Raw genomic sequence first — 25,756 nt, 5'->3', positions numbered from 1 at the left:
TGACCGCCTCCGCGTCAGCTGATGTCCAGAAAGTTTTTCAGAAGATTCTTGCCGCCCACGGTCAAAATCGACTCGGGATGAAACTGGACGCCCCAAAGGGGCAATTGGCGGTGGCGGAGCCCCATGATTTCTCCGTCCTCGGTCCAGGCCGTGATTTCAAGACAGTCCGGCATGGAGGCCCTTTCGATGACCAGGGAATGGTAGCGGATGGCATCAAAAGGACAGGGCATGCCAGCGTACAACTCCCGACCGTCATGAAAAATCGGACTGGTCTTGCCGTGCATCAGAGACGCCGCCCGAATGATGCGACCCCCATAGGCATACCCAATAGCCTGATGGCCGAGGCACACACCGAGAATGGGGATACGTCCTGCGAGAGCCTGAATCGCCGCGACGGAAATACCGGCCTCGGCCGGTGTACAGGGCCCGGGTGAGACGACCAGCCGGCGAGGTTGGCGGGCTTCAATCTCAGCCACTGTTATGCGATCGTTGCGATGGACCTCGACCTCTTCCCCCAATTCGGCCAAATACTGCACGAGGTTATAGGTGAAGGAGTCGTAGTTGTCGATCATCAGCAGCATGTCAGTCCAACCCCCCGCGTGCCATGGCGACGGCCTTCATGGCGCCCCGGGCTTTGCTCAGCGTTTCCTGGTATTCTGCCTCAGGATCCGAATCGGCGACGATGCCGGCGCCGGCCTGGAGATAGATGTGCTCGTTCTGAACCACCAGGGTACGGATGGCAATGGCCATATCCATGTTGCCGGTAAAAGAAAAGTACCCGACCGCGCCGCCATAAATCTCACGCCGACAGGGTTCGAGTTCATCGATTATCTGCATCGCACGAATTTTTGGCGCGCCGCTCAGGGTGCCGGCCGGAAAGGTCGCCCGCAGAACATCAAAGGCATCTTGGCCGGCGGAAAGCTCGCCGCGTACGTTCGAAACGATATGCATGACGTGGGAATAGCGCTCGATGACCATCAACTCGCTGACTTCCACCGACCCGGTGCGGCAGACCCGCCCCAGATCGTTGCGGCCCAGATCGACCAACATGATATGCTCGGCGCGTTCTTTGGGATCGGCTAGCAACTCCGCTTCCAATCGCAAATCTTCTTCGCTGTCGGCGCCGCGCCGCCGGGTGCCGGCGATGGGCCTCAACTCAACCCGCTCGCCCTCCTTGCGCACCAGCACTTCCGGAGAAGCACCGATGACCAAGGTCGCACCGAAGCGCAAAAAAAACATGTAGGGGGAGGGGTTCAATGTCCGGAGAGCCCGATAGATGTCCAAGGGTTCGGTGTTACCCAACGCCCCCGAAAACCGCTGCGACAAAACCACCTGAATCACGTCACCGGCCCGCACATACTCCTTACAACGTTCCACCGCGTTGCAAAAGCCGGCATGGCTGAAATTGGATTCAAAATCGACGCCCCGAGCCTCGCCGCCGGGACCGCGCGCCACCCGCAGGGGTTCGCGAAGTTGCCCGACCAGATCCTCGATGGCCTGGATCCCGCGCCGATAGGCGACGGCCAAATCCTCCCCATCAGGGTGTACATTGCAGACCACTTTGATGGTCTGACGCAGGTTGTCGAAAATAAGCAGTTTTTCCGTCAACAGAAAACAGGCATCGTAAGCCCCTATTTCCTGAGCCCCGGAATCAGGCAGATGCTCGAAAAAGCGCACCATGTCATAGCCGCAATAGCCGACCATGCCGCCGAAAAACCGGGGAAGCTCCGGCACCGGCAGAGCCTGGTAGCGTCCCAGGAACTGCCTCAGAACCACCATGGGATCATCGGCACGGCCACTTTCCAGGATCTGGCCGCCAACCACGATTTCCCAATGCGGACCGCGGCAACGAAACAGCTTTCCGGGACCGCTGCCCAAAAAAGAATAGCGGGCCCATTTTTCGGCGCCGGCGATACTTTCCAGCAGAAAGGAAGTTTCGCCATCGTCGATTTTAAGAAAGGCCGATACCGGTGTCTCGAGATCAGCCAGAATTTCCCGGTAAACGGGGACCACCGCCGAGGTGGCAGCCAGGGTGCGGAATTCCTCAAATGACGGTTGATACATGCCCACTCCTGATTGTTAAGAAGTGGAAATTACCATGGAGTCACCCTGATGGTCAACTGCCGCGGTCACCTCACTGCCACCCCAAAAACAGAAAGAGGCAAGGAGTTCCCCCCCTGCCTCTGTCCATGCTTATGTCAATGGGACTGACAGCTTATTCATCCCCTTCGGTGCCGGCATTCTCGACCGGCGCCTCGACCGGAGCCACAGCTACAGCCGGCTCTGCCGCTGCAACGGGTTTGGCCTTGGGAGTGAACTCCTCTTCCACCAGCTCGATACGGACCAAGGCAGCGTTATCACCCAGACGCTGGCCAAGACGCAGAATGCGGGTGTAGCCACCCGGCCGGTCCTGAAAACGCGGACCGATCATATCGAACAGCTTTCCGACGACCTTGCGATCGCGCAGGACCTGGGCAGCCTGCCGGCGTGCATGAAGATCGCCGCGCTTGCCGAGGGTGATCATTTTTTCAGCCAGTTTACGAAGTTCCTTGGCCCGCGCATCGGTAGTGGTAATCTTCTCGTGTTCGAGCAGAGAAGTCACCATGTTGCGCATCATGGCCGCGCGGTGACTGGAATTTCTTCCCAGCCTTCTCCCGGTATTATTATGACGCATGTTACAACGGTCCTTTCATCTTAAGTTGGACGCCGAAGGCGGTCAGACATCCTCCTTCCCTTCCTGGATCATTTTCAGATACTCCGGGTCAGGGAAGTTTTCCAGCACCATCCCGAGGGACAGGCCCATATCAGCCAGGATATCCTTAATCTCGTTCAATGACTTGCGCCCGAAATTCTGGGTTTTCAGCATTTCGGCCTCACTGCGCTGCACCAAATCTCCGATAAGGTGAATATTGGCGTTTTTCAGGCAGTTGGCGCTACGCACGGAAAGTTCGAGCTCGTCAACGGAACGATACAGATTTTCGTTGATTTTGCGGCTTTCATCACCCTCGAGTTCATCGCCGACTTCCAGGTTTTCATCGAAATTGATGAAAATCTGAAGCTGCTCCTTGAGGATCTTGGCTGCATAAGCGACCGCGTCATCCGGCCTGATACTGCCGTCCGAATTCACCTCCAGAATCAACTTGTCATAGTCAGTGATTTGACCGACACGGGCGTTGGTTACGGTAAAGTTCACCTTTTTTACAGGGGAAAACAGAGCATCGATGGGAATGGTGCCTACCGGCGATTTTTCATCCCGGTTGCGATCGGCGGGAACATAGCCCTTGCCGCTGGCGACAACCATTTCCATTTCAACATCTGCATCCTTGCCGCAGGTCAGGACATGATGATCCGGATTCAGGATTTCGACGTGGGAATCCGTAATGATATCACCAGCCGTGACAATTCCGGCACCTTTTTTGACGATGCGGATGTTGCGGCTGTCCTGGCCGTGCAACTTCAACAGCACGCCTTTGAGGTTGAGAATAATGTCCGTGACATCCTCGGTCACACCGGGCACATGAGAGAACTCATGCAGTACCCCTTTGATGCGCACCGAGGTGATGGCCGCCCCTTGCAGGGAGGACAGCAGCACTCGGCGCAGCGAATTGCCGAGCGTGGTACCGAAGCCGCGCTCGAAAGGCTCGGCAACAAACTTGCCGAAGGTGTCCGTCAGGGTATCCGAATCGACCTGCAGGCGTTTGGGCTTGATCAGGTCTCTCCAGTTTTTATACATTCGTTTCCTCCGTAATGAGACGACCGGAATCAGCCTAACCCGTTACTTGGAGTACAACTCGACAATGAGCTGCTCCTGGAAAACCGGGGTGGTCATTTCCTCACGTACCGGCAGCGTTTTAAGAACACCTTTGAAGGCTTCGCGATCCAGTTCCACCCAGGAAGGCAGCCCGCGACGCATCACACTGTCAAGAGATTCGTTGATGCGCGCCATCTTCCTGCTCTTTTCACGCAACTCGATAACGTCGCCCGGTCGCACCAGAAAGGACGGGATGTTGACTTTGCGGCCGTTGACATGGAAATGCCCCTGCCGCAGCATCATGCGTGCCTCGGACCGGGAGTTGGCGAAACCAAGCCGATAGAGGACGCTATCGAGGCGCCGCTCCAGCAGCACCAGCAAGTTTTCGCCCGTGACACCCTTCATGCGGTCCGCCTTGTCAAAGTAGGCGCGAAATTGTTTTTCAAGCAGGCCGTAGGTACGCTTGACACGCTGTTTTTCGCGCAACTGTGTCCCATAATCCGACACCTTGACGCGACCCTGACCATGTTGACCGGGAGCATAATTGCGTCGCTCGACCGCACATTTGTCCGTATAGCACCTGTCCCCCTTGAGGAACAGTTTCATGTTTTCCCTTCTGCACAGGCGGCAGACAGGCCCAGTATATCTAGCCAACGCTCATCCTCCTTGTAAGTTTAAACTCTTCTACGCTTGGGCGGACGGCATCCATTATGCGGAATCGGGGTCACGTCCTTGATGATGCTGATATTAAGCCCCGATGCCGACAGGGCCCGGAGTGCCGACTCGCGTCCGGAGCCAGGCCCGTTGACCCGTACCTCAACGGCGCGAAGTCCGTGTTCCATGGCTTTTTTAGCTGCGTCCTCGGCAGCCACCTGGGCGGCAAAGGGCGTGCTTTTGCGAGACCCTTTGAAACTCATGGCTCCGCAGGTCGACCACGAAATGACGTTGCCGCTCACATCGGTAATGGTAACGATGGTATTGTTGAAGGTCGCCTGAATATGAGCGATACCATTGGCTACGTTTTTTTTCTCTACTTTTTTTCTAACTACTTTTTTTCCGGCCTTAGCCATGGTGCCTCCCCTTATTTCCTTTTACCGGCGACAGTTTTCCGGGGCCCCTTACGAGTCCTGGCGTTGGTCTTGGTTTTCTGCCCACGCACGGGCAGACCCTTGCGATGACGCAGACCCCGATAGCAACCCAAATCCATCAGGCGCTTGATGTTGCCGGTGACCTCGCGCCGCAAATCCCCTTCAACCGGGTAGCCGGCTTCAATGACTTCCCTGATCTTGCCCGCTTCCACCTCGGTCAGATCATCGGACCGGGTATTCGGGTCTACCCCGGCTTTACCCAGGATTTCCAGGGACAGGGAGCGGCCGATGCCGTAGATATAGGTGAGGGCCACCTCAATCCGTTTGTTTCTTGGTAAATCGATACCAGCGATGCGTGCCAATTTCGTATCCTCCTGATCCCGTTAGCCCTGTTTCTGCTTATGCTTGGGATTTTCGCAGATGATCCTGACAATTCCCTTACGCTTGACGACTTTGCATTTGGTGCAAATCGGCTTGACCGAAGCTCGAACTTTCATTGGTTCGTCCCTTTTTCTTGCCTGTGCAGCGTCAACCCGGGAAAACGGCTGGACTCCCCCGCTAGCTGCCCGTGAAATAATTTAAACCGCCGTAAGTATTGCCGGCCCTTTATCGGTAATGGCCACCGTGTGTTCAAAATGTGCCGAGGGCCGCCCATCGACTGTCACGGCCGTCCAGCCATCCGCCAATATTTTAACCCCCATATCCCCGGCATTGATCATCGGCTCAATCGCCAGCGTCATCCCGGGACGCAACAAGGGTCCCTGCCCGGCCGCCCCGAAGTTGGGAATCTGGGGATCCTCGTGCAGAGACTTCCCGATCCCATGTCCGACAAACTCCCTGACGACAGCCAACCCTTCGCTTTCCACATAGGATTGCACCGCGTGGGAAATATCGGAGAGACGATGCCCAGGCTTGGCCTGAGCAATGGCCAACTCAAGGGAACGCCTGGTCACTTCGACAAGGTGTGCCTTTTCCTGGCTGACCGGCCCAACCGGTACGGTAATGGCAGCATCACCGTAAAATCCGTGCCAGATTACCCCAAAATCGATACTAAGTATCTGCCCGTCCCGAAGCGGGCAGGCATCGGGAAACCCGTGAACCACCTTTTCATCAGGAGAGGAGCAGATACTGAAGGGAAACCCGCCGTACCCCTTGAAGGCAGGCCGCGCCCCCCGTTTCCGGCATTCACGCTCCGCCAACTCATCAAGCTCCAAAGTCGTTACCCCGGGCTTGATATTTTCCTGAAGTAACTGCAGGATTTCCGCCACCATCCGCCCGGCTTCCCGCATACGCCCCAGTTCATGGGCATTTTTTAACACAATCACGGTTAACAGCCAAGTGCTTGGAGTATCTCGGCCTGCACCGTCTGGATAGCCTGCATTCCGTCTATGGATTTGAGCAGCCCGGCATTATTATAATACTCAACCAGAGGGGCCGTCTGTTGCGCGTAAACGTCCAGGCGCTTGCGTACGGTCGCCTCACGGTCATCATCGCGCTGTATCAAGGCACTGCCGCATTCACCGCAGGTATCGGCAGACTCAGGCGGATCAAATTGCACGTGGTACATCCGCCCGCAGTCGGGACAAGTTCGGCGACCGCTGATGCGCTCGACAACCGCCTCGTTATCCACCTCGAGGGAAATCACCATGTTGATGCTTTTGCCCAGGTCTGCGAGATTGCTTTGCAGGGCGTCGGCCTGAGCGACCGTCCTGGGGAATCCGTCAAGAATGAACCCGTTTACACAATCATCCTTCTGCAGTCGCTCACGAACGATTCCCACCACGACCTCATCGGGCACCAGCGCACCGGCATCCATCATGGCCTTCGCCTTGAGGCCCATGGGTGTACCCTCCTTGACGGCCGCCCGCAGCATATCCCCCGTGGAGACCTGTGGAATACCCAGGTGTTGTGCAATCATTTTAGCCTGAGTACCCTTCCCCGAACCGGGAGGTCCCAGCAAAATGAGATTCATTTACATAACCCTTTCTACCCGCGCCGGCCCCGAAGGCTGACACCCTTCATAAAACCTTCATAGGAGCGGGAAATCAGGTGCGCCTCAATCTGAGCCGCGGTATCCATCCCGACACCAATGACAATCAACAGAGATGTACCACCGAAAAAAAAGGGTACGTTGAAGCGCCCGATAAGAAGGGTCGGCAAAACACAAACGGCGGAAATATAAAGTGCTCCGGCAAAAGTCAGGCGGCCAAGCACGGTATCGATATAATCCGAGGTTGCTTTGCCGGGCCGGATTCCCGGTATGTATCCACCCTGCTTCTTCACGTTTTCCGCCACATCAACCGGATTGAAAGTCACAGCCGTGTAGAAGTAACAGAAGAAGATGATAAATGCAACATAAAAGAGGTTGTAGACCCAGTGAGCAGGAGTCATCATGCCGGCAATGCTCTTGACCCAGCCCACGTCCACCAGGTTGGCCACCGTCGCGGGAAACATGATGATGGAACTGGCAAATATGGGCGGAATCACTCCACTCATATTGATTTTCAACGGCAGGTGACTTTTCTGCCCACCGTAGTTTCGCATCCCGACCACACGCTTGGCGTAATGAATGGGAAGCCGTCGCTGCCCCAACTCCATGAAGACGATGGCCCAAATGGCGGCCACCATGATCAATCCAATCACCAGCAGAGCAAAGAGACTGATGGTTCCAGACTGCATCAGGCGAACCGTATTCACCAGGGCACCAGGCAGGTTGGCCACGATACCGGTGAAGATAATCAGCGAAATGCCGTTCCCAATCCCTCGCTCGGTGATCTGCTCGCCGACCCACATGATAAAAGCCGTACCCGCGGTGAGGGTAATGACGGTCAACAGAATAAAACCAAGCCCGGGGGCGGCCACCACCGGTTCACCGGCCGGCCCACGCATGGTCTGCAGCCCGACGGCGATACCTGTCCCCTGAACGATGGAAAGGACGATGGTCCCATACCGCGTCCATTTGGTGATGGTCTTCCGACCCTGCTCCCCCTCTTTACTGAGTCGCTCCACAGGTTCGAAGACCACGGACAGCAACTGCAGAATGATCGAGGCACTGATATATGGCATGATCCCTAGAGCAAACACGGTCATTCGCTCAAGAGCACCGCCGGTAAAAGCACTGACCATACCCAGCAGCGTTCCTTCCGTGCCTGCAAAGAAACGCGCCAGCACCTGGGCGTTCACCCCGGGTGTTGGCACATGACAACCGATCCGATAGACCGCCAGCATGCCGATGGTAAATAGGACACGCCGACGCAGTTCAGGTATGGCAAAGATGTGCTGGATACTTTTGATCAATGTCAGATGACCTCGGCTTTGCCGCCGGCGGCAGCGATTTTATCCAGGGCGGATTGGCTGAATTTATGCGCCCGAACAGTCAAGGCTTTATCCAGTTCGCCATCGCCAAGCACCTTGATGCCGTCATGAATCTTATTGAACAGGCCAGCCTGACCCATGGCTTCCAGATCAACGACGCTACCGGCTTCGAACAGAGCCTGCAATTCCCGAAGATTGACCAGAGCGTAGACTTTCTTGTCCAGGGATTTGAAACCCCGCTTCGGCAAGCGCCGCTGCAAGGGCATCTGACCGCCCTCAAAACCGGCCTTGATGCTGCCGCCGGAGCGGGCCTTTTGGCCCTTATGACCCTTGCCGGCGGTTTTCCCGGTGCCGGAGCCCGGACCACGGCCAATGCGTTTCCGATTACGTTTAGAGCCGATTGCCGGCCGCAGATTACTCAGATCCATCGTCATTATCCTTGTCCTGTCATTCCTCAACGGCGACCATGTGCTCAACTTTCCTGACCATTCCGCGAATTTCCGGGGTATCCGGCAGCAAAACGGTTTTGTTGAGTTTGGTCAGCCCGAGGCCTTTAAGAACCTTGGTGAAATATGCCTTGCGGCCGATACCGCTTTTTTTGAGAGTTACCCTGATTTGTGCGGCCATCCGAACCTCCTGCTCTGCACTCTATTCCTCTGCGTTAGCTCCCCGAAGAGCAATCAGCTCCTCGGCACTCTTCAACTGGCTCAGAGCATTGACAGTAGCCCGCACCACATTGTGGGGGTTATTGGAACCGATACACTTGGACAAAATGTCACCGATACCAGCAACCTCCAGAACAGCGCGTACGGCACCCCCGGCAATGACTCCGGTACCCGCCGAAGCCGGTTTGAGCAAGACCTTCCCAGCACCGAATTTCCCGGTCACGTCAAAAGGAATGGTCCTTTGCTGCAGAGGCACTCGAATCAGGTTTTTCTTGGCCTGTTCAACGCCTTTGCGAATGGCCTCAGGTACTTCCTTGGCCTTCCCGTGGCCATAGCCCACCACACCGTGCCCGTCACCTACCACCACCAGCGCAGAAAAGCTGAAACGCCGCCCACCTTTGACCACCTTGGCACACCGGTTGATGTGCACCACACGGTCGGTCAGTTCCATATCGTTGGCATCAATGCGAAGCAAAGACATCCTCCTTTACCTAAAAAGACAGGCCGGCTTCCCGGGCCGCTTCAGCAAGACTTTTAACACGCCCATGGTACAGGAAACCGTTGCGATCAAAGACCACTTCCTTGATCTCCCGGGCCAAGGCCATGCGAGCAATGGCTTCGCCAACCGCTTTGGCGGCCTGAACGTTGCCGGTATAACCCAGGCCATCGGCCACCTCGGCATTCACCGTGGATGCCGCAGCAAGGGTTTTGCCTGTAGTATCTTCAATGATTTGTGCGTAGATATGCTTGGCGCTGCGGTATACGCACAATCTCGGCTTGCCGACAGTGCCACGAACCTTGCGGCGCACCCGAACCTTTCGCTTCAACCGCGCCTGACGTCTTTTTGTAGCGGCGTTCACAGCTAGTCTCCTTGCCCTAATGAGCTTTATTTTTTGCCGGCCTTACCGGCCTTGCGGACAATCCGCTCTTCGGCGTACTTGATTCCCTTGCCCTTGTAAGGCTCAGGCCCACGGAAAGAGCGAATCTTGGCCGCCGTAGCGCCGACCAGTTCTTTGTCAATGCCGCGCACAAAGACCTTGGTCTGTTTTTCCACCTCGACTGAAATGCCCTGCGGCAGGGGATATTCGATAGGGTGCGAATAGCCCAAGGCCAAATTCAGGGTATCGCCTTTCACCTCGGCGCGATAACCGACACCGTTGATTTCAAGGGCCCGCTGGAAACCGTTGGCCACACCTTCAACCATATTGGCCACCAAAGCCCTGGTCAAACCCTGGAAGGCCCGGTCCTGCTTGCCGTCTTTGGCACAACTGACCAACACCTGATTATCAACGGTTTCCAGGCTGATACCATCCACAATCTGCCGCCGAAGCTCCCCTTTGGGACCCTTGACCGAGACAGCACCCCCGGAGACAGACACCTGTACACCCTTCGGGAGTACGATGGGTTTTTTCCCAATTCTCGACATCTTCTGGCTCCTTAGCCGTTACTGCTTACCAGACGGCGCACAAAACTTCACCGCCAACCTGAGCTTCACGGGCCGCGGCATCATGCAACACCCCTTTGGAGGTGGACAGGATGGCGTTCCCGAGGCCGTTCTTCACCACCGGAATTTCGTCTTTTCCAACATAGACGCGACGGCCCGGCGTAGAAACGCGCTCAATGGCGTGAATTACATGGGTGTTATCGTTGGCATACTTCAGGTAGACCCGCAGCACGCCCTGCTTGTCGTCGCTGATCACCTTGAAGTTTCGAATATAGCCGAGATCCTTCAGCACCACCGCCAGCGCCTCTTTGAGAGTGGAACTGGGGATATCACACTTCTGGTGCTTAGCCAGGCCCGCATTACGAATCCGGGTCAGCATATCGGCGACGGGATCTGTCATTGCCATGGATGCAACTCCTTACTGATTACCAACTGGATTTGATTACGCCGGGAAGTTTGCCTTCAAGCGCAAGCTTGCGCAGGCAAATACGGCACATATCAAATTTGCGGTAATAAGCTCTCGGCCGCCCGCAAAGGGGGCAGCGATTATATTGACGAACCTGAAATTTCTGCTTCCGGCCCGCTTTGATCATCATCGATTTTTTGGCCACGACGTCCTCCCCTAGCTCTGAGCTTTTTTGGTAAAGGGCATGCCGATGGCGGCCAGCAGAGCACGGCCTTCTTCGTCATTTTTGGCCGTGGTCACAATGGTCACGTTGAGCCCTTTGAGCTTATCAATTTTTTCCAAGTCGATTTCGGGAAAAATCAACTGCTCACGCACGCCAAGGGTGTAATTTCCGCGACCGTCGAATCCTTTACGGGAAACCCCTTTAAAATCGCGCACCCGCGGCAAAGCTACATTGATGAGACGATCCAGGAATTCATAGGCCCGGTCCCTGCGCAATGTGACCATGCAGCCGATAGGCATGCCCTCACGCAGCTTGAACTGCGCGATGGATTTCTTTGCCTTGGTTACCACCGGTTTCTGCCCGGTGATACGCCCCAGTTCCTCGACGGCCGATTCCAGAATTTTGATATTCTGAATCGCTTCACCGAGGCCCATATTGACGACCACCTTTTCGATCCGGGGTACTTCCATCACGTTTTTCAGCTGGAGATCGACGGCCAACCGCGGCGCGATTTCAGTCTGGTATTTTTCTTTCAGTCTTGCACCCATGGAAATCCTCCGTTATTTATCCACGATCTCGTTGCACTTTTTGCAATAGCGCACCTTGCTGCCGTCTTCCAGGAAGCGCATGCCGGTACGGGTCGGCTGATTGCAGGCACCGCACACCAGAGCAACGTTCGAGACATCCAACGGAGCTTCCTTTTCAACAATGCCACCCTGGGCATTGCTTCGTCCGGGTCGCGTATGCCGTTTTACCATATTCAGGTTTTCGACAACAACCCGACCCTTATCCGTGAAGACCCGGATCACCTGGCCGGACTTGCCTTTTTCCTTGCCGGCGGTGATTCTGACCAGGTCGCCTTTTTTAACGTGTAACTTTTTCGCTGCCATTGTTATCTCCCACTACCGGTTTCTTAGAGCACTTCAGGGGCCAGCGATACGATCTTCATGAACCGCTTGGCACGAAGTTCTCTGGCAACCGGACCGAAAATACGAGTCCCGACAGGCTCACCGGCAGGATTGACCACTACGGCAGAGTTCTTGTCGAAACGGATCGCCGACCCGTCAGCCCGAGGAACCTCCTTGGCAGTCCGGACGATAACCGCTCGCACCACATCCCCTTTTTTGACACGGGAATTAGGCAGGGCCTCCTTGACGGAGCAGATGATGATATCTCCAAGCCCGGCATATTTCCGCTTGGAGCCACCAAGCACCTTGATGCAGCAAAGCTTCCGGGCTCCGGAATTGTCTGCGACATCAAGCATCGTCTGCATCTGTATCATGACTAGTTTCTCCTACAGAATAACGTTCTTTTCAAGGATTTCCCTGACCCGCCACCGTTTATCGCGAGAGAGCGGCCGCGTTTCGACCACCGCCACCTTATCGCCGACATTACAGCGATTCTCTTCATCATGGGCTTTGAAGGTCACCCGACGCTTGATATATTTTTTATAGACCGGATGCAGGACCAACTGGTCGACTTTCACCACTACGGTCTTGTCCATCTTGTCGCTGACGACGATCCCGACGCGGGTCTTACGATTACCACGAACCTGTTTCATTGAATTCCTCCCACGCCCCTTTAGCCGCGCTTCTCACGCAAGATGGTCATTGCCCGTGCGATATCCCGACGCGTCTTCGGCAACCGGGCGCTACTCTCCAACTGACCAGCTGCCATTTGGAACTTGAGATTGAACAGTTCCCGGTTCAGATCCTGAACCTTTTTTTCCAGATCGTCCACGCTCAGTTCGCGCAACTCGTTAGCCTTCATGACCCGCATCCTCCCTGACAACAATCTTGGTCTTTACCGGCAGCTTGTGTGCGGCCAGCCGCAGGGCCTCACAGGCGATTTCCGCGGTCACACCCTGCATTTCATACAGCATCATGCCAGGCCGAATAACCGCCACCCAGCTCTCAGGGGAACCTTTCCCTTTGCCCATACGTGTTTCAGCGGGCTTCCGGGTCAACGGCTTATCAGGGAAAATCCGAATCCAGATTTTTCCCCCGCGCTTGACGTGCCTCGTCATGGCACGACGGGCCGACTCGATCTGCCGCGAAGAAAGCCACCCGCACTCCACGGCTTTCAAACCAAAATCACCGAAATTCAACTCGGTCCCACGGGTTGCGGTCCCGGTCATCCGGCCCGTAAACTGTTTTCTATGTTTAACCTTCTTGGGCATTAACATGGCAAATAACTCCTATCCGGTTCCCTTTACTGCTCCTGGGACAAGACTTCGCCCTTGAAGATCAGGACCTTGACGCCTATGATCCCGTAGGTAGTCTTGGCTTCGGCAAAGCCGTAATCGATATCCGCGCGAAGCGTATGCAGAGGCACCCGGCCTTCTCGGTACCATTCCGTACGGCTCATCTCTGCGCCGCCAAGACGACCACTACAATTCACCTTGATACCCTGGGCGCCGAATTTCAAAGCCATGCTGACCGCTTTTTTCATGGCGCGCCGGAAGGCAACGCGGCGCTCCAGTTGCAAGGCCACATTTTCAGCCACCAACTGGGCATCGATTTCAGGCTTGCGCACTTCCTGGATATTGATGAAAACTTCTTTATCGGTGATGCGGGCCAGATCCTTTTTCAGGGCTTCAACCTCTGCACCCTTCTTGCCGATAATAATCCCGGGACGTGCGGCAAAGATGTTGATTTTAGCTTTATTTGCGGCGCGTTCCAAGTCAATTTTGGAAATTCCGGCATGATAAAGCCGTTTTTTCAGGTAGTCCCGCAGTTTGGCATCCTCATGCACGAGTTTCGAGTAATCGCCCTCGGCATACCAACGAGATCCCCAGGTCTTCACGACCCCCAATCTAAATCCTACTGGATGAACTTTCTGGCCCAAATCATCACCTCCCTTTAATTTTTATTTTTCGTTCAGTACCACGGTGATATGGCTGGTGGGTTTGCGAATTTTGGTTGCCCGGCCCTGGGCACGCGGCATGAAGCGCTTCAGTGCCGGCCCCTGATCCACGGTAATCGTCGCAACCACCAGGCGATCGACATCGGCGATCCCCTTTTGTTCGGCGTTGGCCACGGCAGAACTGACCAGTTTCGAAACCACGCCGGCCGCTTTCTGCGGAGAAAAGTTGAGAATGTTCAGTGCTTCCTGAACCCCTTTGCCCCGCACCATATCAACCACCAAGCGGGTCTTTCTCGGGGACAGTCGCGCATATCTGAGCTGGGCCCTGGCTTCCATGTATTGCTACTCCTTCGCGAAAACGCTCGGCTATTTTTTACTCTTCTTATCGGCACCATGTCCATAGTAGGTGCGCGTGGGAGCGAATTCGCCAAGCTTATGCCCTACCATGTTTTCCGTCACGAACACCGGGATAAACTTCTTCCCGTTGTGAACGGCGAAGGTGTATCCAACGAATTCGGGGATAATGGTCGATCGCCGAGACCAGGTCTTCACAACCTTTTTGGAACCGGCGCCCCCTTCGGTATCAATCTTCCGAAGCAGGCTCTCCTCGATGTACGGCCCTTTTTTGATCGATCTAGCCACAGTGATCTCCTCTATTTCAACAGTTCTTATTTTTTACGACGCACAATGAAACGACTGGTGCGCTTGTTGACACGAGTCTTGTAACCCTTGGTCGGCACGCCCCACGGCGTGACCGGATGACGACCGCCGGAACTCTTGCCTTCGCCGCCGCCGTGCGGATGGTCGACCGGGTTCATGGCGACGCCGCGAGATTGCGGACGCTTGCCCAGCCAGCGATTACGCCCGGCCTTGCCCATTTTGACATTTTCATGGTGAATGTTACCGACCTGTCCCACCGTGGCGCAGCAGTCCTGCAACACCAACCGCACTTCACCGGAAGGTAACCGCAACTGGGCGTACTTGCCTTCCTTGGCGGCAATCATGGCATAGGTCCCGGCGCTGCGTGCCAACTGTCCACCCTTGCCCACCTTGAGTTCCACATTGTGCACCCAGGTACCAAGGGGAATAGAGCGGATGGCCATGGCATTGCCAGGCTTGATGTCGGCATCGGCACTGGCCACGACCGTATCGCCAACGCGCAAGCCGACGGGCGCCAGGATATAACGCTTTTCGCCATCGGAGTAGCAAACCAGGGCGATGCGAGCGGACCGGTTCGGGTCATACTCGATGCTCACGACCTTGGCCGGAATCTCTTTCTTTTCCCGCCGAAAATCGATCAGTCGGTACTTGCGTTTATGCCCACCACCGGTGTGACGTTTGGTGATGCGACCGGCATTGTTCCGGCCCCCCGAACGATCGAGTTTTTCAACCAGGGTTTTCTCAGGCTTGGCCGCGGTTATATCGCTAAAATCGGCCGACGTCATATGGCGGCGGCCGGGTGAGGTCGGCTTGAATTTTTTGATTGCCATTTTCGTTACTCCGTATGACTTGATTGCACCTGATTAAACACCGAACAGGTCGATCTTGCTGCCCTCGGCCAGGGTAACATAGGCCTTCTTCCAATTGGAGCGCTTGCCGATATTGCGCCCAACCCGCTTGACCTTACCGGCGACGAGGATGGTGTTAACGGTCCTCACCTTGACATCGAAAGCTTTTTCAACAGCCTGCTTGATTTCAAGTTTGTTGGCCAAACGACCAACTTCGAAGGCGATTACCTGCGGACCGCCCTCCTGTTGAACGGTTTTTTCGGTCACCAACGGCCGCTTCAGAATTTCATGCAACGGTTTCATCAGGCTAACACTCCTTCCAACTGGTCTACAGCCCCATCGGTCAAAACCAGGTTGGGGTAGTGCATCAGGTCGTAAACATTAACCCCTTCAGCCTTCAGAACCTTAACGTTCGGCAGATTCCGCGCCGAAAGTTCAAGGTTCAGATTGTCGCCTTCGACCACGAACAGCACCTTGTCCAGACCAAAGCGATCCAGAACCTGAACGAACTGCTTGGTGCTGATGGCCTCAAGGGCAATCTCATTCAGCACGGCCAGGCGCTCTTCCTTGTAGCGGGCCGACAGGGCCGACCGCAAAGCTGCTTTTTTGACCTTTTTATTGAGCTTGAAGGCATAGCTGCGCGGCGTCGGACCGAAAACAATGCCGCCACCGACATGGTTGGGGGCCCTTGAACTTCCCTGACGGGCATTGCCGGTGCCTTTTTGACGGTACGGTTTACGACCGCCACCCGCCACGGCCGTGCGGTTTTTGCAGGCTGCGGTACCCTGGCGGCGTGCCGCCAGCTGATAACGCACCATATCGTGAATCAAGTATTCCTTGACCTCGGTATTGAATACCAGGTCGGACAATTCACGTTCCGCCACCTGATTCCGGTTTATATCATATACTGCAATCTTAGCCATGGTCTTTCTCCAGGATATCTGAGTACGGAGCCGCTATTTCGCCTTGCGGCTTTTCCGGATTACAACCAGCCCGTTGGCCGCGCCCGGAACAGCTCCTTTGATGAGAATCAAGTTCTCGCCGGCTCGTACATCAATAACTTCGAGGCCCTGAGTGGTCACCTTCCGGTTGCCCATCTGGCCGGCCATCTTCTTGCCCTTGAACACCCGTGAAGGCCAAGCGCTGCAGCCGATGGAGCCAGGGCGACGGTGAAACATGGAACCATGGGTATTGCGGCCACCCGAGAAGTTCCAACGCTTGATGACGCCCTGAAAGCCCTTGCCTTTGCTGGTCCCGCTGACATCGACCAATTCGCCGGCCGCAAAGAGCCCGTCGCAGGTAATCTCATCGCCGACCTGATGCTCATCGATACCTTCGACATCCAGCTCGCGCAGGTACTGAAAAGCCCCCTGACCCGCCTTCTTGAAGTGGCCCATCGCAGGCTGGTTGGTCCGCTGCGCCGCTTTTTGACCAAAACCCAACTGAAGGGCATTGTAGCCGTCAGTTTCCACAGTCTTCCGCTGCAGAACCACACAGGGTCCGGCCTGCACGACCGTAACCGGGATGCGTTTCCCGTCTGCAGCAAAGACCTGGGTCATACCCAGCTTCTTACCCAAGATTCCCTTCACCATGGTGTGTTCCCTTAACGCTCAAATATGTGATTTAAAGCTTGATTTCAACATCGACGCCGGCGGACAGGTCGAGCTTCATCAGCGCGTCGACCGTCTGCTGGGTCGGCTCAACGATATCCAGCAACCGCTTGTGGGTGCGCATTTCAAATTGCTCGCGGCTCTTTTTGTCCACGTGGGGACCACGCAGAACGCAATACTTGTTGATAACCGTCGGCAGTGGAATCGGCCCGGCGACCCGTGCCCCGGTACGCTTGGCGGTATCGACGATTTCATGCACCGAAAGATCGAGCAATTTATGATCGTAAGCCTTCAAACGGATTCTGATTTTCTGGCTTTGCATGGTGTTTTCCTTTATTCGATAATTTCGCTGACAACGCCGGCGCCGACGGTGCGACCGCCTTCGCGAATCGCGAAACGCAGTTCCTTGTCCATCGCGATGGGCGTAATCAGGGCCACGGTCATGCTGGCGTTGTCACCAGGCATTACCATCTCCGTCCCTTCGGCCAGTTCCACCACGCCGGTCACGTCCGTCGTCCGGAAGTAGAACTGCGGCCGGTAACCGTTGAAAAACGGCGTGTGGCGACCGCCTTCTTCCTTGGTCAGGATGTACGCTTCGGCCTTGAACTTGGTGTGCGGGGTGATGCTGCCCGGCTTCGAAAGAACCTGACCGCGCTCGATGTCCTCGCGCTTCACGCCGCGCAGCAGCACGCCGACGTTGTCGCCGGCCTGACCCTGATCCAGCAGCTTGCGGAACATCTCGACACCGGTCACGACCGTCTTCTGGGTCGCACGCATGCCGACGATCTCGACCTCTTCCTGCACCTTGATGACACCGCGCTCGATGCGACCGGTAGCCACGGTACCGCGGCCGGAAATGGAGAACACGTCTTCCACCGGCATCAGGAACGGCTTGTCGATGTCGCGCTCCGGCTGCGGAATGTAGGAGTCGACGGCTTCCATCAGCTTGAAAATGGCCTGCTCGCCCAACTCGCCGGGATCCCCCTCAAGGGCCTTCAGGGCGCTGCCGGAAATGATGGGAATCTCATCCCCGGGAAAGTCGTAGGTGCTCAGCAGTTCGCGCACTTCCAACTCCACCAGCTCCATCAACTCGGCGTCATCCACCATGTCGGCCTTGTTCAGAAACACCACCATGGCCGGCACGCCCACCTGACGGGCCAGCAGAATGTGCTCGCGGGTCTGGGGCATGGGGCCGTCGGCGGCCGACACCACCAGAATGGCGCCGTCCATCTGCGCCGCACCGGTGATCATGTTCTTGACGTAGTCGGCATGGCCGGGGCAGTCGACGTGGGCATAGTGACGATTCTCCGTCTCGTATTCCACGTGCGCGGTGGCGATGGTGATGCCGCGCTCCCGCTCTTCCGGCGCATTGTCGATCTGGTCGAAGGCCTTGAACTCGGCAAACCCCTTGCTCGCCATGACCTTGGTGATGGCTGCCGTCAGCGTGGTCTTACCATGGTCAACGTGACCGATCGTCCCGATATTGACGTGCGGCTTCTTTCTCTCGAATTTGGCTTTCGACATGAAGCTTCCTCCTGAAATTCGGGCTATCAGCCCTTGACCCGGGCAACGATTTCTTCGGAAATCGCCTTGGGAACCTGCGCATAGTGATCGAAGACCATGGTATAGGTTGCACGACCCTGGCTCATACTGCGCAACTGCGTGGCATAACCGAACATACTGGCCAAGGGGACATGGGCACTGATGACCTGAGCGCCGCCACGGGTATCCATACCCATGACCTTGCCACGGCGACTGCTCAAATCTCCCATGACGTCACCCATATATTCTTCGGGCACAACCACTTCAACGGCCATGATCGGCTCCAGCAGAACCGGGCTGGCCTTGGCGACAGCGGCCTTGAAACCCATGGAACCGGCCACCTTGAAAGCCATCTCCGAAGAGTCGACATCATGATAGGAACCGTCAAAACAACTGACCTTGACATCGACAATGGGGAACCCGGCGAGGAAACCGTTTTGGGATGCCTCCTCGGCGCCCTTGCCGACCGCGGGAATGTATTCCTTGGGAATGACCCCGCCCTTGATGTCATCGACGAAGACAAAACCGGTTCCGGGTTCCTGCGGCTCGACTTTCAGCCAGCAGTCCCCGTATTGACCTCGCCCACCGGACTGACGCACGAACTTGCCCTGCGCCTCGACAGCCTTGGTGATGGTCTCCCGATAGGCCACTTGGGGAGCTCCGACATTGGCGTCAACCTTGAATTCACGCTTCATCCGATCGATGATGATTTCAAGGTGGAGTTCGCCCATGCCGGAGAGGATGGTTTGCCCCGTCTCCTCGTCCGTCCGGACGCGCAGAGTGGGGTCCTCCTGGACCAGCTTGCCCAGCGCGGTGCCCATCTTTTCCTGGTCGCCCTTGGTTTTGGGTTCGATGGCGATATGAATAACCGGCTCGGGAAACTCCATGGCCTCAAGCAGGCAGGCGTTATCCGGATCACACAGGGTGTCGCCGGTGGTAGCAAACTTGAGTCCGACGGCGGCGGCAATATCGCCGGCATAGACCTGCTTGATCTCCTCACGCTTGTTGGCGTGCATCTTCAGCAGACGACCAAGGCGCTCCTTCTTCCCCTTGCTGGCATTCAGCACGGTGCTGCCCGTCTCTGCAATCCCGGAGTAAACCCGGAAAAAGGTCAACTGCCCGACAAAGGGATCGGTCATAACCTTGAAAGCGAGTGCCGCAAAGGGGCCGTCGTCCTTGGCCGGACGCTCAATCTCAACATCGGAATCGGGCAGGACGCCGCGAATGGCAGGCACATCCAGAGGCGAAGGCATATAATCCACCACCGCATCCAACAGGTTCTGAACGCCCTTGTTCTTGAACGCCGATCCGCACAGCACCGGAATGATCTTGATGCCGATGGTGGCCTTGCGAATACCAGCGCGAAGTTCGTCGATGGTCAGGGCCTCGCCGCCAAGGTACTTGTCCATCAATTCATCGTCGTGGGAACAGACCTCTTCGATCAGGGCCTCCCGGGCCGCCTCAACTTCGGCAAGCATATCTTCCGGGATATCGACCACCTCGTATTTGGCGCCGAGAGTTTCATCATCCCAGACGAGAGCCTTCTGCTCCACCAAATCCACCACCCCGGCAAAGTTTTCCTCCTTGCCGATGGGCAACTGCAGCGGAATGGCGTTGGCCCCCAGGCGCTCGCGGATCATATTGACCCCGCGATTGAAATCAGCGCCGATGCGGTCCATTTTATTGATGAAGGCCATGCGAGGCACGCCGTACTTGTCGGCTTGCCGCCAGACGGTCTCGGACTGCGGCTCAACCCCGCCGACCGAACAGAAAACCGCCACCGCCCCATCCAGAACACGCAGGGAGCGCTCAACCTCTACCGTGAAGTCAACGTGCCCGGGAGTGTCGATGATGTTGACGCGGTTATCCCGCCAAAAACAGGTAGTTGCCGCGGAAGTGATGGTGATGCCGCGCTCCTGCTCCTGCTCCATCCAGTCCATGGTGGCGGCGCCATCGTGGACCTCACCAATCTTATGCGAAACCCCGGTATAAAAGAGAATACGCTCAGTGGTAGTGGTCTTGCCGGCATCAATGTGCGCCATGATGCCGATATTCCGGGTCTTTTCTAACGCTACGAGACGAGCCACAACGAACTTCTTCCTTCCTTGAAGACTGGATGAATACTACCAGCGGTAATGGGCAAACGCCTTGTTGGCCTCGGCCATGCGGTGCGTATCTTCTTTTTTCTTCACCGTTGAACCGCGATTATTGGCGGCATCGAGCAACTCGCCGGCCAGACGCTCCTGCATGGTTTTCTCTCCACGCCCGCGGGCATAGTTGATCAACCAGCGAATCCCCAGCGCATTGCGGCGGTCGGCCCGAATTTCGACAGGCACCTGATAAGTGGAACCACCGACACGACGCGACTTGACTTCCAGCACCGGCCGTACGTTATCGAGGGCCTTCTTGAAAACCTCGAGCGCATTTTCGCCGGAACGCTCGGCCAACAAATCGAACGCGCCGTAAACAATCCCCTCAGCCGTGCTTTTCTTGCCTTGGAGCATGATCGCATTGATGAACTTGGCCACCATTCGATCATTATATTTGGGATCCGGAAGGATGACCCTCTTCGCTATCTCTCTTCTTCTCGGCATGGTTTCCCCTCACGCTCCTGGGCTACTTGGGACGCTTCGCGCCATACTTGGATCGGGCCTGCTTGCGATCCTTGACTCCCGCCAAATCCAGGGTGCCGCGCACAATATGGTAGCGCACACCCGGAAGGTCCTTGACGCGCCCCCCGCGAATGAGCACAACGGAGTGCTCCTGCAGGTTATGGCCGACACCCGGAATATAGGACGTAACCACGATCCCATTGGTCAGACGCACACGCGCAACCTTACGGAGCGCGGAGTTGGGCTTTTTAGGGGTGGTGGTATAAACCCTCGTGCACACCCCGCGCTTCTGGGGATTACCTTTGAGCGCCGGCGCAGTGGACTTGCGGATCTTCTTTTCGCGTCCCTTGCGAATCAACTGATTGATGGTCGGCATCTACTTAACTCCCGAAATCACAATACCTTAAGTTAAAAAAGAACCACTAGGATTTAGCGGGCGAAAAACCCGCTCACATTATCAATCCGCGTAGACAATGTCAAGCTTTATTTCCGGCGCACACGCCGGCTTGTTTCTGGCATTATTCCTGGTTGTCCGCCTCGCTTTCCAGCAGCAGTTCGTCACCTTCCAGCTCTTCCTCTTCGTCGCCCTCCAAGGGGAACACCTCTTCCGGTTCGACGGGATCCTCGATGAGCAACTTGGCACTGCGATACTTTGAAATGCCGGTACCCGCCGGAATCAGGCGGCCCATGATGACGTTTTCCTTGAGGCCGCGCAGATAGTCGACCTTGCCCTCAATGGCGGCCTGGGTCAGGACCTTGGTGGTTTCCTGGAAAGAAGCCGCCGAAATGAAGGACTCCGTCGACAGCGAGGCCTTGGTGATCCCCAACATCAACGGTTCACCCACGGCAGGCATGCCGCCTTCGGCCAGCACTCGCTGGTTTTCGGTTTCGAACTCCCAGCGTTCCACCTGATCGTCCACCAGGAACCGGGTATTGCCCGGCTCCTTGATGCGCACCCGGCGCAGCATCTGGCGCACGATCACCTCGATATGTTTGTCGTTGATCTTGACGCCCTGCAGACGGTAGACCTCCTGCACTTCGTCGACCAGGTATTTGGCCAGGTCCTTTTCACCCAGTACCCGGAGGATATCATGGGGGTTGCTGGAACCGTCCATCAATGCTTCACCGGCTTTCACATGATCGCCCTCATGGACGCTGATGTGTTTGCCCTTGGGAATCAGGTATTCCTTCGGTTCACCGATATCAGGGGTCACGATGACCTTGCGCTTGCCCTTGGAGTCCTTGCCAAAGGCGACGATCCCGTCGATTTCGGCGATAATGGCATACTCCTTGGGCTTGCGGGCTTCGAAAAGCTCGGCAACGCGCGGCAGACCACCGGTAATGTCCTTGGTTTTGGTGGTCTCGCGGGGAATCTTGGCGAGAATGGCACCGGCACTGGCCATCTCGTCCTCGATGGCGACGATGTTCGCTCCCACCGGCAGCATGTAGCGCGCCGGAGCACCATTGGGAAGTTTGACGGTGCGTCCCTCCTCGTCCTTGAGGGTGATGCGCGGCCGCTTGTCGGCCCCCTTGGACTCGATGATGACCTTCCGGGACAAGCCCGTTACATCATCGAGTTGCTCCTCCATGGTGACGCCTTCGATGATGTCACCATAACGAATCCGGCCGGCGATTTCCGTCAGGATCGGCATGGTGTACGGGTCCCACTCGGCCAGCAGGGCCCCGCTACGGACCGCGCCATCCGGGCCGATGCGCAAACGCGCACCGTACACGACCCCGTAGCGCTCCCGCTCGCGGCCGGTCTCGTCGACCACGGCGATTTCGGCGTTCCGGTTCATGACCACGTGGTGCCCGTCGTTGTCCACAACCCAGTTCAGATTCAGGTACTTGAGTTGGCCGTCGAAGCGGGCTTCAAGGCTGGTCTGTTCGGCTCGCCGCGAAGCGGTACCGCCGATGTGGAAGGTCCGCATGGTCAACTGGGTGCCCGGTTCGCCGATGGATTGGGCGGCGATGACGCCGACCGCCTCGCCGAGGTTGACCAGGTGTCCGCGGGCCAGGTCGCGACCGTAGCAGGTCGCGCAGATGCCCCGCGGACTCTGGCAGGTCAGTACCGATCTGATTTTAAGCTTTTCGATGCCGGCGTCCTCAATCCGCTGCACCAGGTTTTCATCGAGGTCTTGGTTGGCTTCCACCAGGACTTCGCCGGTAACCGGATCCAGCACGTCTTCGAGGGCGGCACGACCGAGAATGCGATCGCCCAGGCGTTCGATGACTTCCCCGCCTTCAGTCAGAGCGGACATGAGAATCCCGTCCAGGGTACCGCAATCCTGCTCCGTAATAATGGCATCCTGCGCCACGTCGACCAGACGCCGGGTCAAGTAACCGGAGTTGGCGGTCTTCAGAGCCGTATCGGCAAGACCCTTGCGGGCACCGTGGGTGGAAATGAAGTACTGCAGAACCGTCAACCCCTCACGGAAGTTGGCCGTAATCGGGGTTTCGATGATTTCCCCCGACGGTTTGGCCATCAGACCGCGCATCCCCGCCAACTGACGGATCTGCTGGGCGCTGCCGCGGGCTCCGGAGTCCGCCATCATATGGATGGAGTTGAAGGAAGGCACCTTCACCGTTTCACCGGAAGGGCTGACGACTTCATCCTTGGAAAGGGTTTCGAGCATGGTCTGGGCGATATCCTCGGTGCACTTGGCCCAGATATCGATGACCTTGTTGTAGCGTTCCCCGTCGGTGATCAGACCTTCAGTGTACTGCCGCTGGATCTCCGTCACCTCGGAAACCGCCTTGGTCATGAAGGTGTCCTTGGTTTCGGGGATGACCATGTCGTCCAGGCAAATGGAGATGCCGGCCAGGGTCGAGAAGCGGTAGCCGGTCTCCTTGAGGCGATCCGCCAGGATGACCGTTTCCTTGTTGCCGGCCAGGCGGAAGCAGACATCGATAAGATTCGCCACCTGTTTTTTCCCCAGCACCTGATTGATATGCTCGAAGGGAATGACCTCGGTCACGATATCGCGCAGCAATACCCGCCCCACGGTCGTTTCAATGAGCTGCGGGGCTTCGCCGAGCACCCGCGACATGCGCACTTTAAGGCGCGCCTGCAAATCGACCTCACCGGCGTCATAGGCCATGCGCACTTCGTCCCGCGAGGCCATGACCTTGCCTTCTCCCCGGGCAAACGAACGTTCGCGGGTCATATAGTACAGACCCAGGATCATGTCCTGAGAGGGCACGATGATCGGCTTGCCGTGGGCCGGCGACAGGATGTTGTTGGTGGACATCATCAACACCCGGGTCTCGATCTGGCTTTCGATGGACAGCGGCAGATGCACCGCCATCTGGTCACCGTCGAAGTCGGCGTTGAAGGCGGTGCAGACCAGGGGATGCAACTGGATGGCCTTGCCTTCGATGAGCACCGGCTCGAAAGCCTGAATGCCCAGGCGATGCAGGGTCGGTGCGCGGTTGAGCATGACCGGATGTTCCTTGATCACCTCTTCAAGCACATCCCAGACCTCGGCCTTCTCCTTTTCCACCATCTTCTTGGCGCTCTTGATGGTGGTGCAGTACCCGCGCTCCTCAAGCTTGTTGTAAATGAACGGCTTGAAGAGTTCCAGAGCCATCTTTTTCGGCAGACCGCATTGATGCAGTTTCAGTTCCGGACCGACGACAATAACCGAACGTCCGGAGTAGTCGACGCGTTTTCCCAGCAGGTTCTGGCGGAAACGGCCACCCTTGCCCTTGAGCATGTCGGACAGGGATTTCAAGGGACGCTTGTTCGGACCGGTGATGGCCCGACCACGCCGCCCGTTGTCGAACAGGGCATCGACCGCTTCCTGCAGCATCCGTTTCTCATTGCGGATGATGACTTCCGGCGCCCTCAGCTCCATGAGACGCTTCAGGCGGTTGTTGCGGTTGATGACCCGGCGATACAAATCGTTCAGATCCGAGGTCGCAAAACGGCCGCCATCCAGCGGCACCAGAGGCCGCAACTCGGGCGGCAGCACCGGGATGGTTTCGAGAATCATCCATTCGGGACGATTACCGCTGTATTTGAAGGCATCCACCACCTTGAGCCGCTTGGCGATCTTCTTGCGCTTAGCTTCGCTGGCGGCTTCGTTCATCTCCTGACGCAGGGACACGGACAGCTCATCGACATCGATGGCGAGGAGGTAATCCCGAATGGCTTCCGCACCCATGCTGGCCACGAACTGGCCGGCATATTCATCCATCATCTCGGCATATTTGTCGTCCGTCAGCAACTGCCCCTTGAACAGCGGCGTATCGCCCGGATCGACGACGATATATGCTTCGAAGTATAGAATCCGCTCCACTTCCTTGAGGGTCATGTCCAGCAAAGTGGAAATGCGCGACGGCAGGGACTTGAGGAACCAGATATGAGCCACCGGGCAGGCCAGATCGATATGCCCGAGCCGCTCGCGGCGCACCTTGCTGGGAATGACCTCGACACCGCATTTTTCGCAGACGATGCCGCGATGCTTCATGCGCTTGTATTTGCCGCAGTTGCACTCGTAATCCTTGGTCGGACCAAAAATCTTGGCGCAGAACAGCCCGTCGCGCTCCGGCTTGAACGTGCGGTAGTTGATGGTCTCGGGTTTTTTCACTTCACCAAAGGACCGTTCCCGGATCTTCTCCGGAGACACCAGGGACAACCGGATGGCGTTGAAACTCAAAGGATCTTTCGGTCGTTCAAAAAGGCTAAAGATATCTTCCAAAACACACCCTCCTAACGGGATGGA

General features: G+C 56.6%; 37 protein-coding genes. All 37 read right to left on the bottom strand.

Features of this window, described 5'->3' with window-relative positions; all coding sequences use genetic code 11:
• Nucleotides 1-14 precede the first annotated feature (14 nt).
• Nucleotides 15-581: an anthranilate synthase component II gene (locus tag JQN68_RS05840; RefSeq protein WP_225071520.1), complete on the bottom strand. Its 567-nt coding sequence runs from the start codon at nt 579-581 to the stop codon at nt 15-17.
• 1 nt (nt 582) lies between these two features.
• Complete coding sequence (gene trpE, locus JQN68_RS05835) at nt 583-2,064, bottom strand: anthranilate synthase component I (RefSeq protein WP_225071521.1); 1,482 nt, start codon at nt 2,062-2,064, stop codon at nt 583-585.
• A 151-nt stretch (nt 2,065-2,215) separates the two neighbouring features.
• Nucleotides 2,216-2,674 carry a 50S ribosomal protein L17 gene (rplQ, locus tag JQN68_RS05830; RefSeq protein ID WP_225071522.1) on the bottom strand — a complete coding sequence of 153 codons (459 nt, stop codon included), beginning with the start codon at nt 2,672-2,674 and terminating at the stop codon, nt 2,216-2,218.
• A 42-nt stretch (nt 2,675-2,716) separates the two neighbouring features.
• Nucleotides 2,717-3,733, bottom strand: coding sequence for a DNA-directed RNA polymerase subunit alpha (locus JQN68_RS05825; protein ID WP_225071523.1), 1,017 nt, complete (start codon nt 3,731-3,733; stop codon nt 2,717-2,719).
• Between the two features lie 42 nt (nt 3,734-3,775).
• On the bottom strand, nt 3,776-4,405 hold the full coding sequence (gene rpsD / locus JQN68_RS05820) for a 30S ribosomal protein S4 (RefSeq protein ID WP_225071524.1): 630 nt from the start codon (nt 4,403-4,405) through the stop codon (nt 3,776-3,778).
• Nucleotides 4,406-4,425: 20 nt separating this feature from the next.
• Nucleotides 4,426-4,821: a 30S ribosomal protein S11 gene (gene rpsK / locus JQN68_RS05815; RefSeq protein WP_225071525.1), complete on the bottom strand. Its 396-nt coding sequence runs from the start codon at nt 4,819-4,821 to the stop codon at nt 4,426-4,428.
• Between the two features lie 11 nt (nt 4,822-4,832).
• Nucleotides 4,833-5,201 (bottom strand): 30S ribosomal protein S13, encoded by a 369-nt coding sequence (gene rpsM, locus JQN68_RS05810; RefSeq protein ID WP_225071526.1) that lies wholly within the window; start codon nt 5,199-5,201, stop codon nt 4,833-4,835.
• 21 nt (nt 5,202-5,222) lie between these two features.
• Nucleotides 5,223-5,336 carry a 50S ribosomal protein L36 gene (gene rpmJ, locus JQN68_RS05805; RefSeq protein WP_225071527.1) on the bottom strand — a complete coding sequence of 38 codons (114 nt, stop codon included), beginning with the start codon at nt 5,334-5,336 and terminating at the stop codon, nt 5,223-5,225.
• Between the two features lie 81 nt (nt 5,337-5,417).
• Entirely contained in the window at nt 5,418-6,164 is a 747-nt protein-coding gene (gene map / locus JQN68_RS05800; protein ID WP_225071528.1) for a type I methionyl aminopeptidase, read from the bottom strand.
• Nucleotides 6,165-6,166: 2 nt separating this feature from the next.
• Nucleotides 6,167-6,811: an adenylate kinase gene (locus JQN68_RS05795; RefSeq protein WP_225071529.1), complete on the bottom strand. Its 645-nt coding sequence runs from the start codon at nt 6,809-6,811 to the stop codon at nt 6,167-6,169.
• Nucleotides 6,812-6,825: 14 nt separating this feature from the next.
• Nucleotides 6,826-8,136 carry a preprotein translocase subunit SecY gene (secY, locus tag JQN68_RS05790; RefSeq protein WP_225071530.1) on the bottom strand — a complete coding sequence of 437 codons (1,311 nt, stop codon included), beginning with the start codon at nt 8,134-8,136 and terminating at the stop codon, nt 6,826-6,828.
• Nucleotides 8,137-8,138: 2 nt separating this feature from the next.
• Nucleotides 8,139-8,582 carry a 50S ribosomal protein L15 gene (rplO, locus tag JQN68_RS05785; RefSeq protein WP_225071531.1) on the bottom strand — a complete coding sequence of 148 codons (444 nt, stop codon included), beginning with the start codon at nt 8,580-8,582 and terminating at the stop codon, nt 8,139-8,141.
• 19 nt (nt 8,583-8,601) lie between these two features.
• The gene (gene rpmD, locus JQN68_RS05780) at nt 8,602-8,781 is read right to left on the bottom strand and encodes a 50S ribosomal protein L30 (protein ID WP_225071532.1); all 180 of its coding nucleotides are present in this window, start codon (nt 8,779-8,781) and stop codon (nt 8,602-8,604) included.
• A 21-nt stretch (nt 8,782-8,802) separates the two neighbouring features.
• A complete protein-coding gene (rpsE, locus tag JQN68_RS05775) occupies nt 8,803-9,300 on the bottom strand; it encodes a 30S ribosomal protein S5 (RefSeq protein ID WP_502799348.1) in 498 nt (165 codons plus the stop codon).
• A gap of 10 nt (nt 9,301-9,310) precedes the next feature.
• Nucleotides 9,311-9,679 carry a 50S ribosomal protein L18 gene (gene rplR, locus JQN68_RS05770; protein ID WP_225071534.1) on the bottom strand — a complete coding sequence of 123 codons (369 nt, stop codon included), beginning with the start codon at nt 9,677-9,679 and terminating at the stop codon, nt 9,311-9,313.
• A 26-nt stretch (nt 9,680-9,705) separates the two neighbouring features.
• Nucleotides 9,706-10,245, bottom strand: coding sequence for a 50S ribosomal protein L6 (rplF, locus tag JQN68_RS05765; RefSeq protein ID WP_225071535.1), 540 nt, complete (start codon nt 10,243-10,245; stop codon nt 9,706-9,708).
• Nucleotides 10,246-10,270: 25 nt separating this feature from the next.
• The gene (rpsH, locus tag JQN68_RS05760) at nt 10,271-10,669 is read right to left on the bottom strand and encodes a 30S ribosomal protein S8 (RefSeq protein WP_225071536.1); all 399 of its coding nucleotides are present in this window, start codon (nt 10,667-10,669) and stop codon (nt 10,271-10,273) included.
• Between the two features lie 19 nt (nt 10,670-10,688).
• Nucleotides 10,689-10,874 carry a type Z 30S ribosomal protein S14 gene (locus JQN68_RS05755; RefSeq protein WP_225071537.1) on the bottom strand — a complete coding sequence of 62 codons (186 nt, stop codon included), beginning with the start codon at nt 10,872-10,874 and terminating at the stop codon, nt 10,689-10,691.
• An 11-nt stretch (nt 10,875-10,885) separates the two neighbouring features.
• Nucleotides 10,886-11,440, bottom strand: coding sequence for a 50S ribosomal protein L5 (rplE, locus tag JQN68_RS05750; RefSeq protein ID WP_225071538.1), 555 nt, complete (start codon nt 11,438-11,440; stop codon nt 10,886-10,888).
• 12 nt (nt 11,441-11,452) lie between these two features.
• Nucleotides 11,453-11,782 (bottom strand): 50S ribosomal protein L24, encoded by a 330-nt coding sequence (rplX, locus tag JQN68_RS05745; RefSeq protein WP_225071539.1) that lies wholly within the window; start codon nt 11,780-11,782, stop codon nt 11,453-11,455.
• 23 nt (nt 11,783-11,805) lie between these two features.
• Nucleotides 11,806-12,174, bottom strand: a complete 369-nt coding sequence (gene rplN, locus JQN68_RS05740; protein WP_225071540.1) for a 50S ribosomal protein L14 — start codon at nt 12,172-12,174, stop codon at nt 11,806-11,808.
• A gap of 12 nt (nt 12,175-12,186) precedes the next feature.
• The gene (rpsQ, locus tag JQN68_RS05735; protein WP_225071541.1) at nt 12,187-12,453 is read right to left on the bottom strand and encodes a 30S ribosomal protein S17; all 267 of its coding nucleotides are present in this window, start codon (nt 12,451-12,453) and stop codon (nt 12,187-12,189) included.
• A gap of 20 nt (nt 12,454-12,473) precedes the next feature.
• On the bottom strand, nt 12,474-12,662 hold the full coding sequence (gene rpmC, locus JQN68_RS05730) for a 50S ribosomal protein L29 (protein ID WP_225071542.1): 189 nt from the start codon (nt 12,660-12,662) through the stop codon (nt 12,474-12,476).
• The gene (gene rplP, locus JQN68_RS05725) at nt 12,652-13,077 is read right to left on the bottom strand and encodes a 50S ribosomal protein L16 (protein WP_225071543.1); all 426 of its coding nucleotides are present in this window, start codon (nt 13,075-13,077) and stop codon (nt 12,652-12,654) included. Before rplP ends, rpmC begins: the two co-directional genes overlap by 11 nt.
• Nucleotides 13,078-13,103: 26 nt before the next feature.
• Entirely contained in the window at nt 13,104-13,739 is a 636-nt protein-coding gene (gene rpsC, locus JQN68_RS05720) for a 30S ribosomal protein S3 (protein ID WP_225071544.1), read from the bottom strand.
• Nucleotides 13,740-13,760: 21 nt separating this feature from the next.
• Entirely contained in the window at nt 13,761-14,093 is a 333-nt protein-coding gene (gene rplV / locus JQN68_RS05715) for a 50S ribosomal protein L22 (RefSeq protein WP_225071545.1), read from the bottom strand.
• 30 nt (nt 14,094-14,123) lie between these two features.
• Nucleotides 14,124-14,399: a 30S ribosomal protein S19 gene (gene rpsS, locus JQN68_RS05710; RefSeq protein WP_225071546.1), complete on the bottom strand. Its 276-nt coding sequence runs from the start codon at nt 14,397-14,399 to the stop codon at nt 14,124-14,126.
• A gap of 26 nt (nt 14,400-14,425) precedes the next feature.
• Nucleotides 14,426-15,247 (bottom strand): 50S ribosomal protein L2, encoded by an 822-nt coding sequence (rplB, locus tag JQN68_RS05705; RefSeq protein WP_225071547.1) that lies wholly within the window; start codon nt 15,245-15,247, stop codon nt 14,426-14,428.
• A gap of 33 nt (nt 15,248-15,280) precedes the next feature.
• A complete protein-coding gene (locus JQN68_RS05700) occupies nt 15,281-15,568 on the bottom strand; it encodes a 50S ribosomal protein L23 (RefSeq protein ID WP_225071548.1) in 288 nt (95 codons plus the stop codon).
• Complete coding sequence (gene rplD, locus JQN68_RS05695; protein ID WP_225071549.1) at nt 15,568-16,188, bottom strand: 50S ribosomal protein L4; 621 nt, start codon at nt 16,186-16,188, stop codon at nt 15,568-15,570. Before rplD ends, JQN68_RS05700 begins: the two co-directional genes overlap by 1 nt.
• Before the next feature lie 33 nt (nt 16,189-16,221).
• Nucleotides 16,222-16,857, bottom strand: coding sequence for a 50S ribosomal protein L3 (gene rplC / locus JQN68_RS05690; RefSeq protein ID WP_225071550.1), 636 nt, complete (start codon nt 16,855-16,857; stop codon nt 16,222-16,224).
• A 31-nt stretch (nt 16,858-16,888) separates the two neighbouring features.
• Nucleotides 16,889-17,197: a 30S ribosomal protein S10 gene (rpsJ, locus tag JQN68_RS05685; protein WP_225071551.1), complete on the bottom strand. Its 309-nt coding sequence runs from the start codon at nt 17,195-17,197 to the stop codon at nt 16,889-16,891.
• A gap of 11 nt (nt 17,198-17,208) precedes the next feature.
• Nucleotides 17,209-18,399, bottom strand: coding sequence for an elongation factor Tu (gene tuf / locus JQN68_RS05680; RefSeq protein WP_225071552.1), 1,191 nt, complete (start codon nt 18,397-18,399; stop codon nt 17,209-17,211).
• A gap of 26 nt (nt 18,400-18,425) precedes the next feature.
• Complete coding sequence (gene fusA, locus JQN68_RS05675) at nt 18,426-20,504, bottom strand: elongation factor G (protein ID WP_225071553.1); 2,079 nt, start codon at nt 20,502-20,504, stop codon at nt 18,426-18,428.
• Between the two features lie 36 nt (nt 20,505-20,540).
• Complete coding sequence (gene rpsG, locus JQN68_RS05670) at nt 20,541-21,011, bottom strand: 30S ribosomal protein S7 (protein WP_225071554.1); 471 nt, start codon at nt 21,009-21,011, stop codon at nt 20,541-20,543.
• A gap of 22 nt (nt 21,012-21,033) precedes the next feature.
• Nucleotides 21,034-21,405: a 30S ribosomal protein S12 gene (rpsL, locus tag JQN68_RS05665; protein WP_225071555.1), complete on the bottom strand. Its 372-nt coding sequence runs from the start codon at nt 21,403-21,405 to the stop codon at nt 21,034-21,036.
• 142 nt (nt 21,406-21,547) lie between these two features.
• The gene (rpoC, locus tag JQN68_RS05660; protein WP_225071556.1) at nt 21,548-25,732 is read right to left on the bottom strand and encodes a DNA-directed RNA polymerase subunit beta'; all 4,185 of its coding nucleotides are present in this window, start codon (nt 25,730-25,732) and stop codon (nt 21,548-21,550) included.
• Between the last annotated feature and the right edge of the window lie 24 nt (nt 25,733-25,756).

It is taken from the genome of Desulfuromonas sp. CSMB_57 (assembly GCF_020194955.2).
Lineage (GTDB): Bacteria > Desulfobacterota > Desulfuromonadia > Desulfuromonadales > Syntrophotaleaceae > JAFCIY02.
This window is presented reverse-complemented; position numbering and strand designations above follow the sequence as displayed.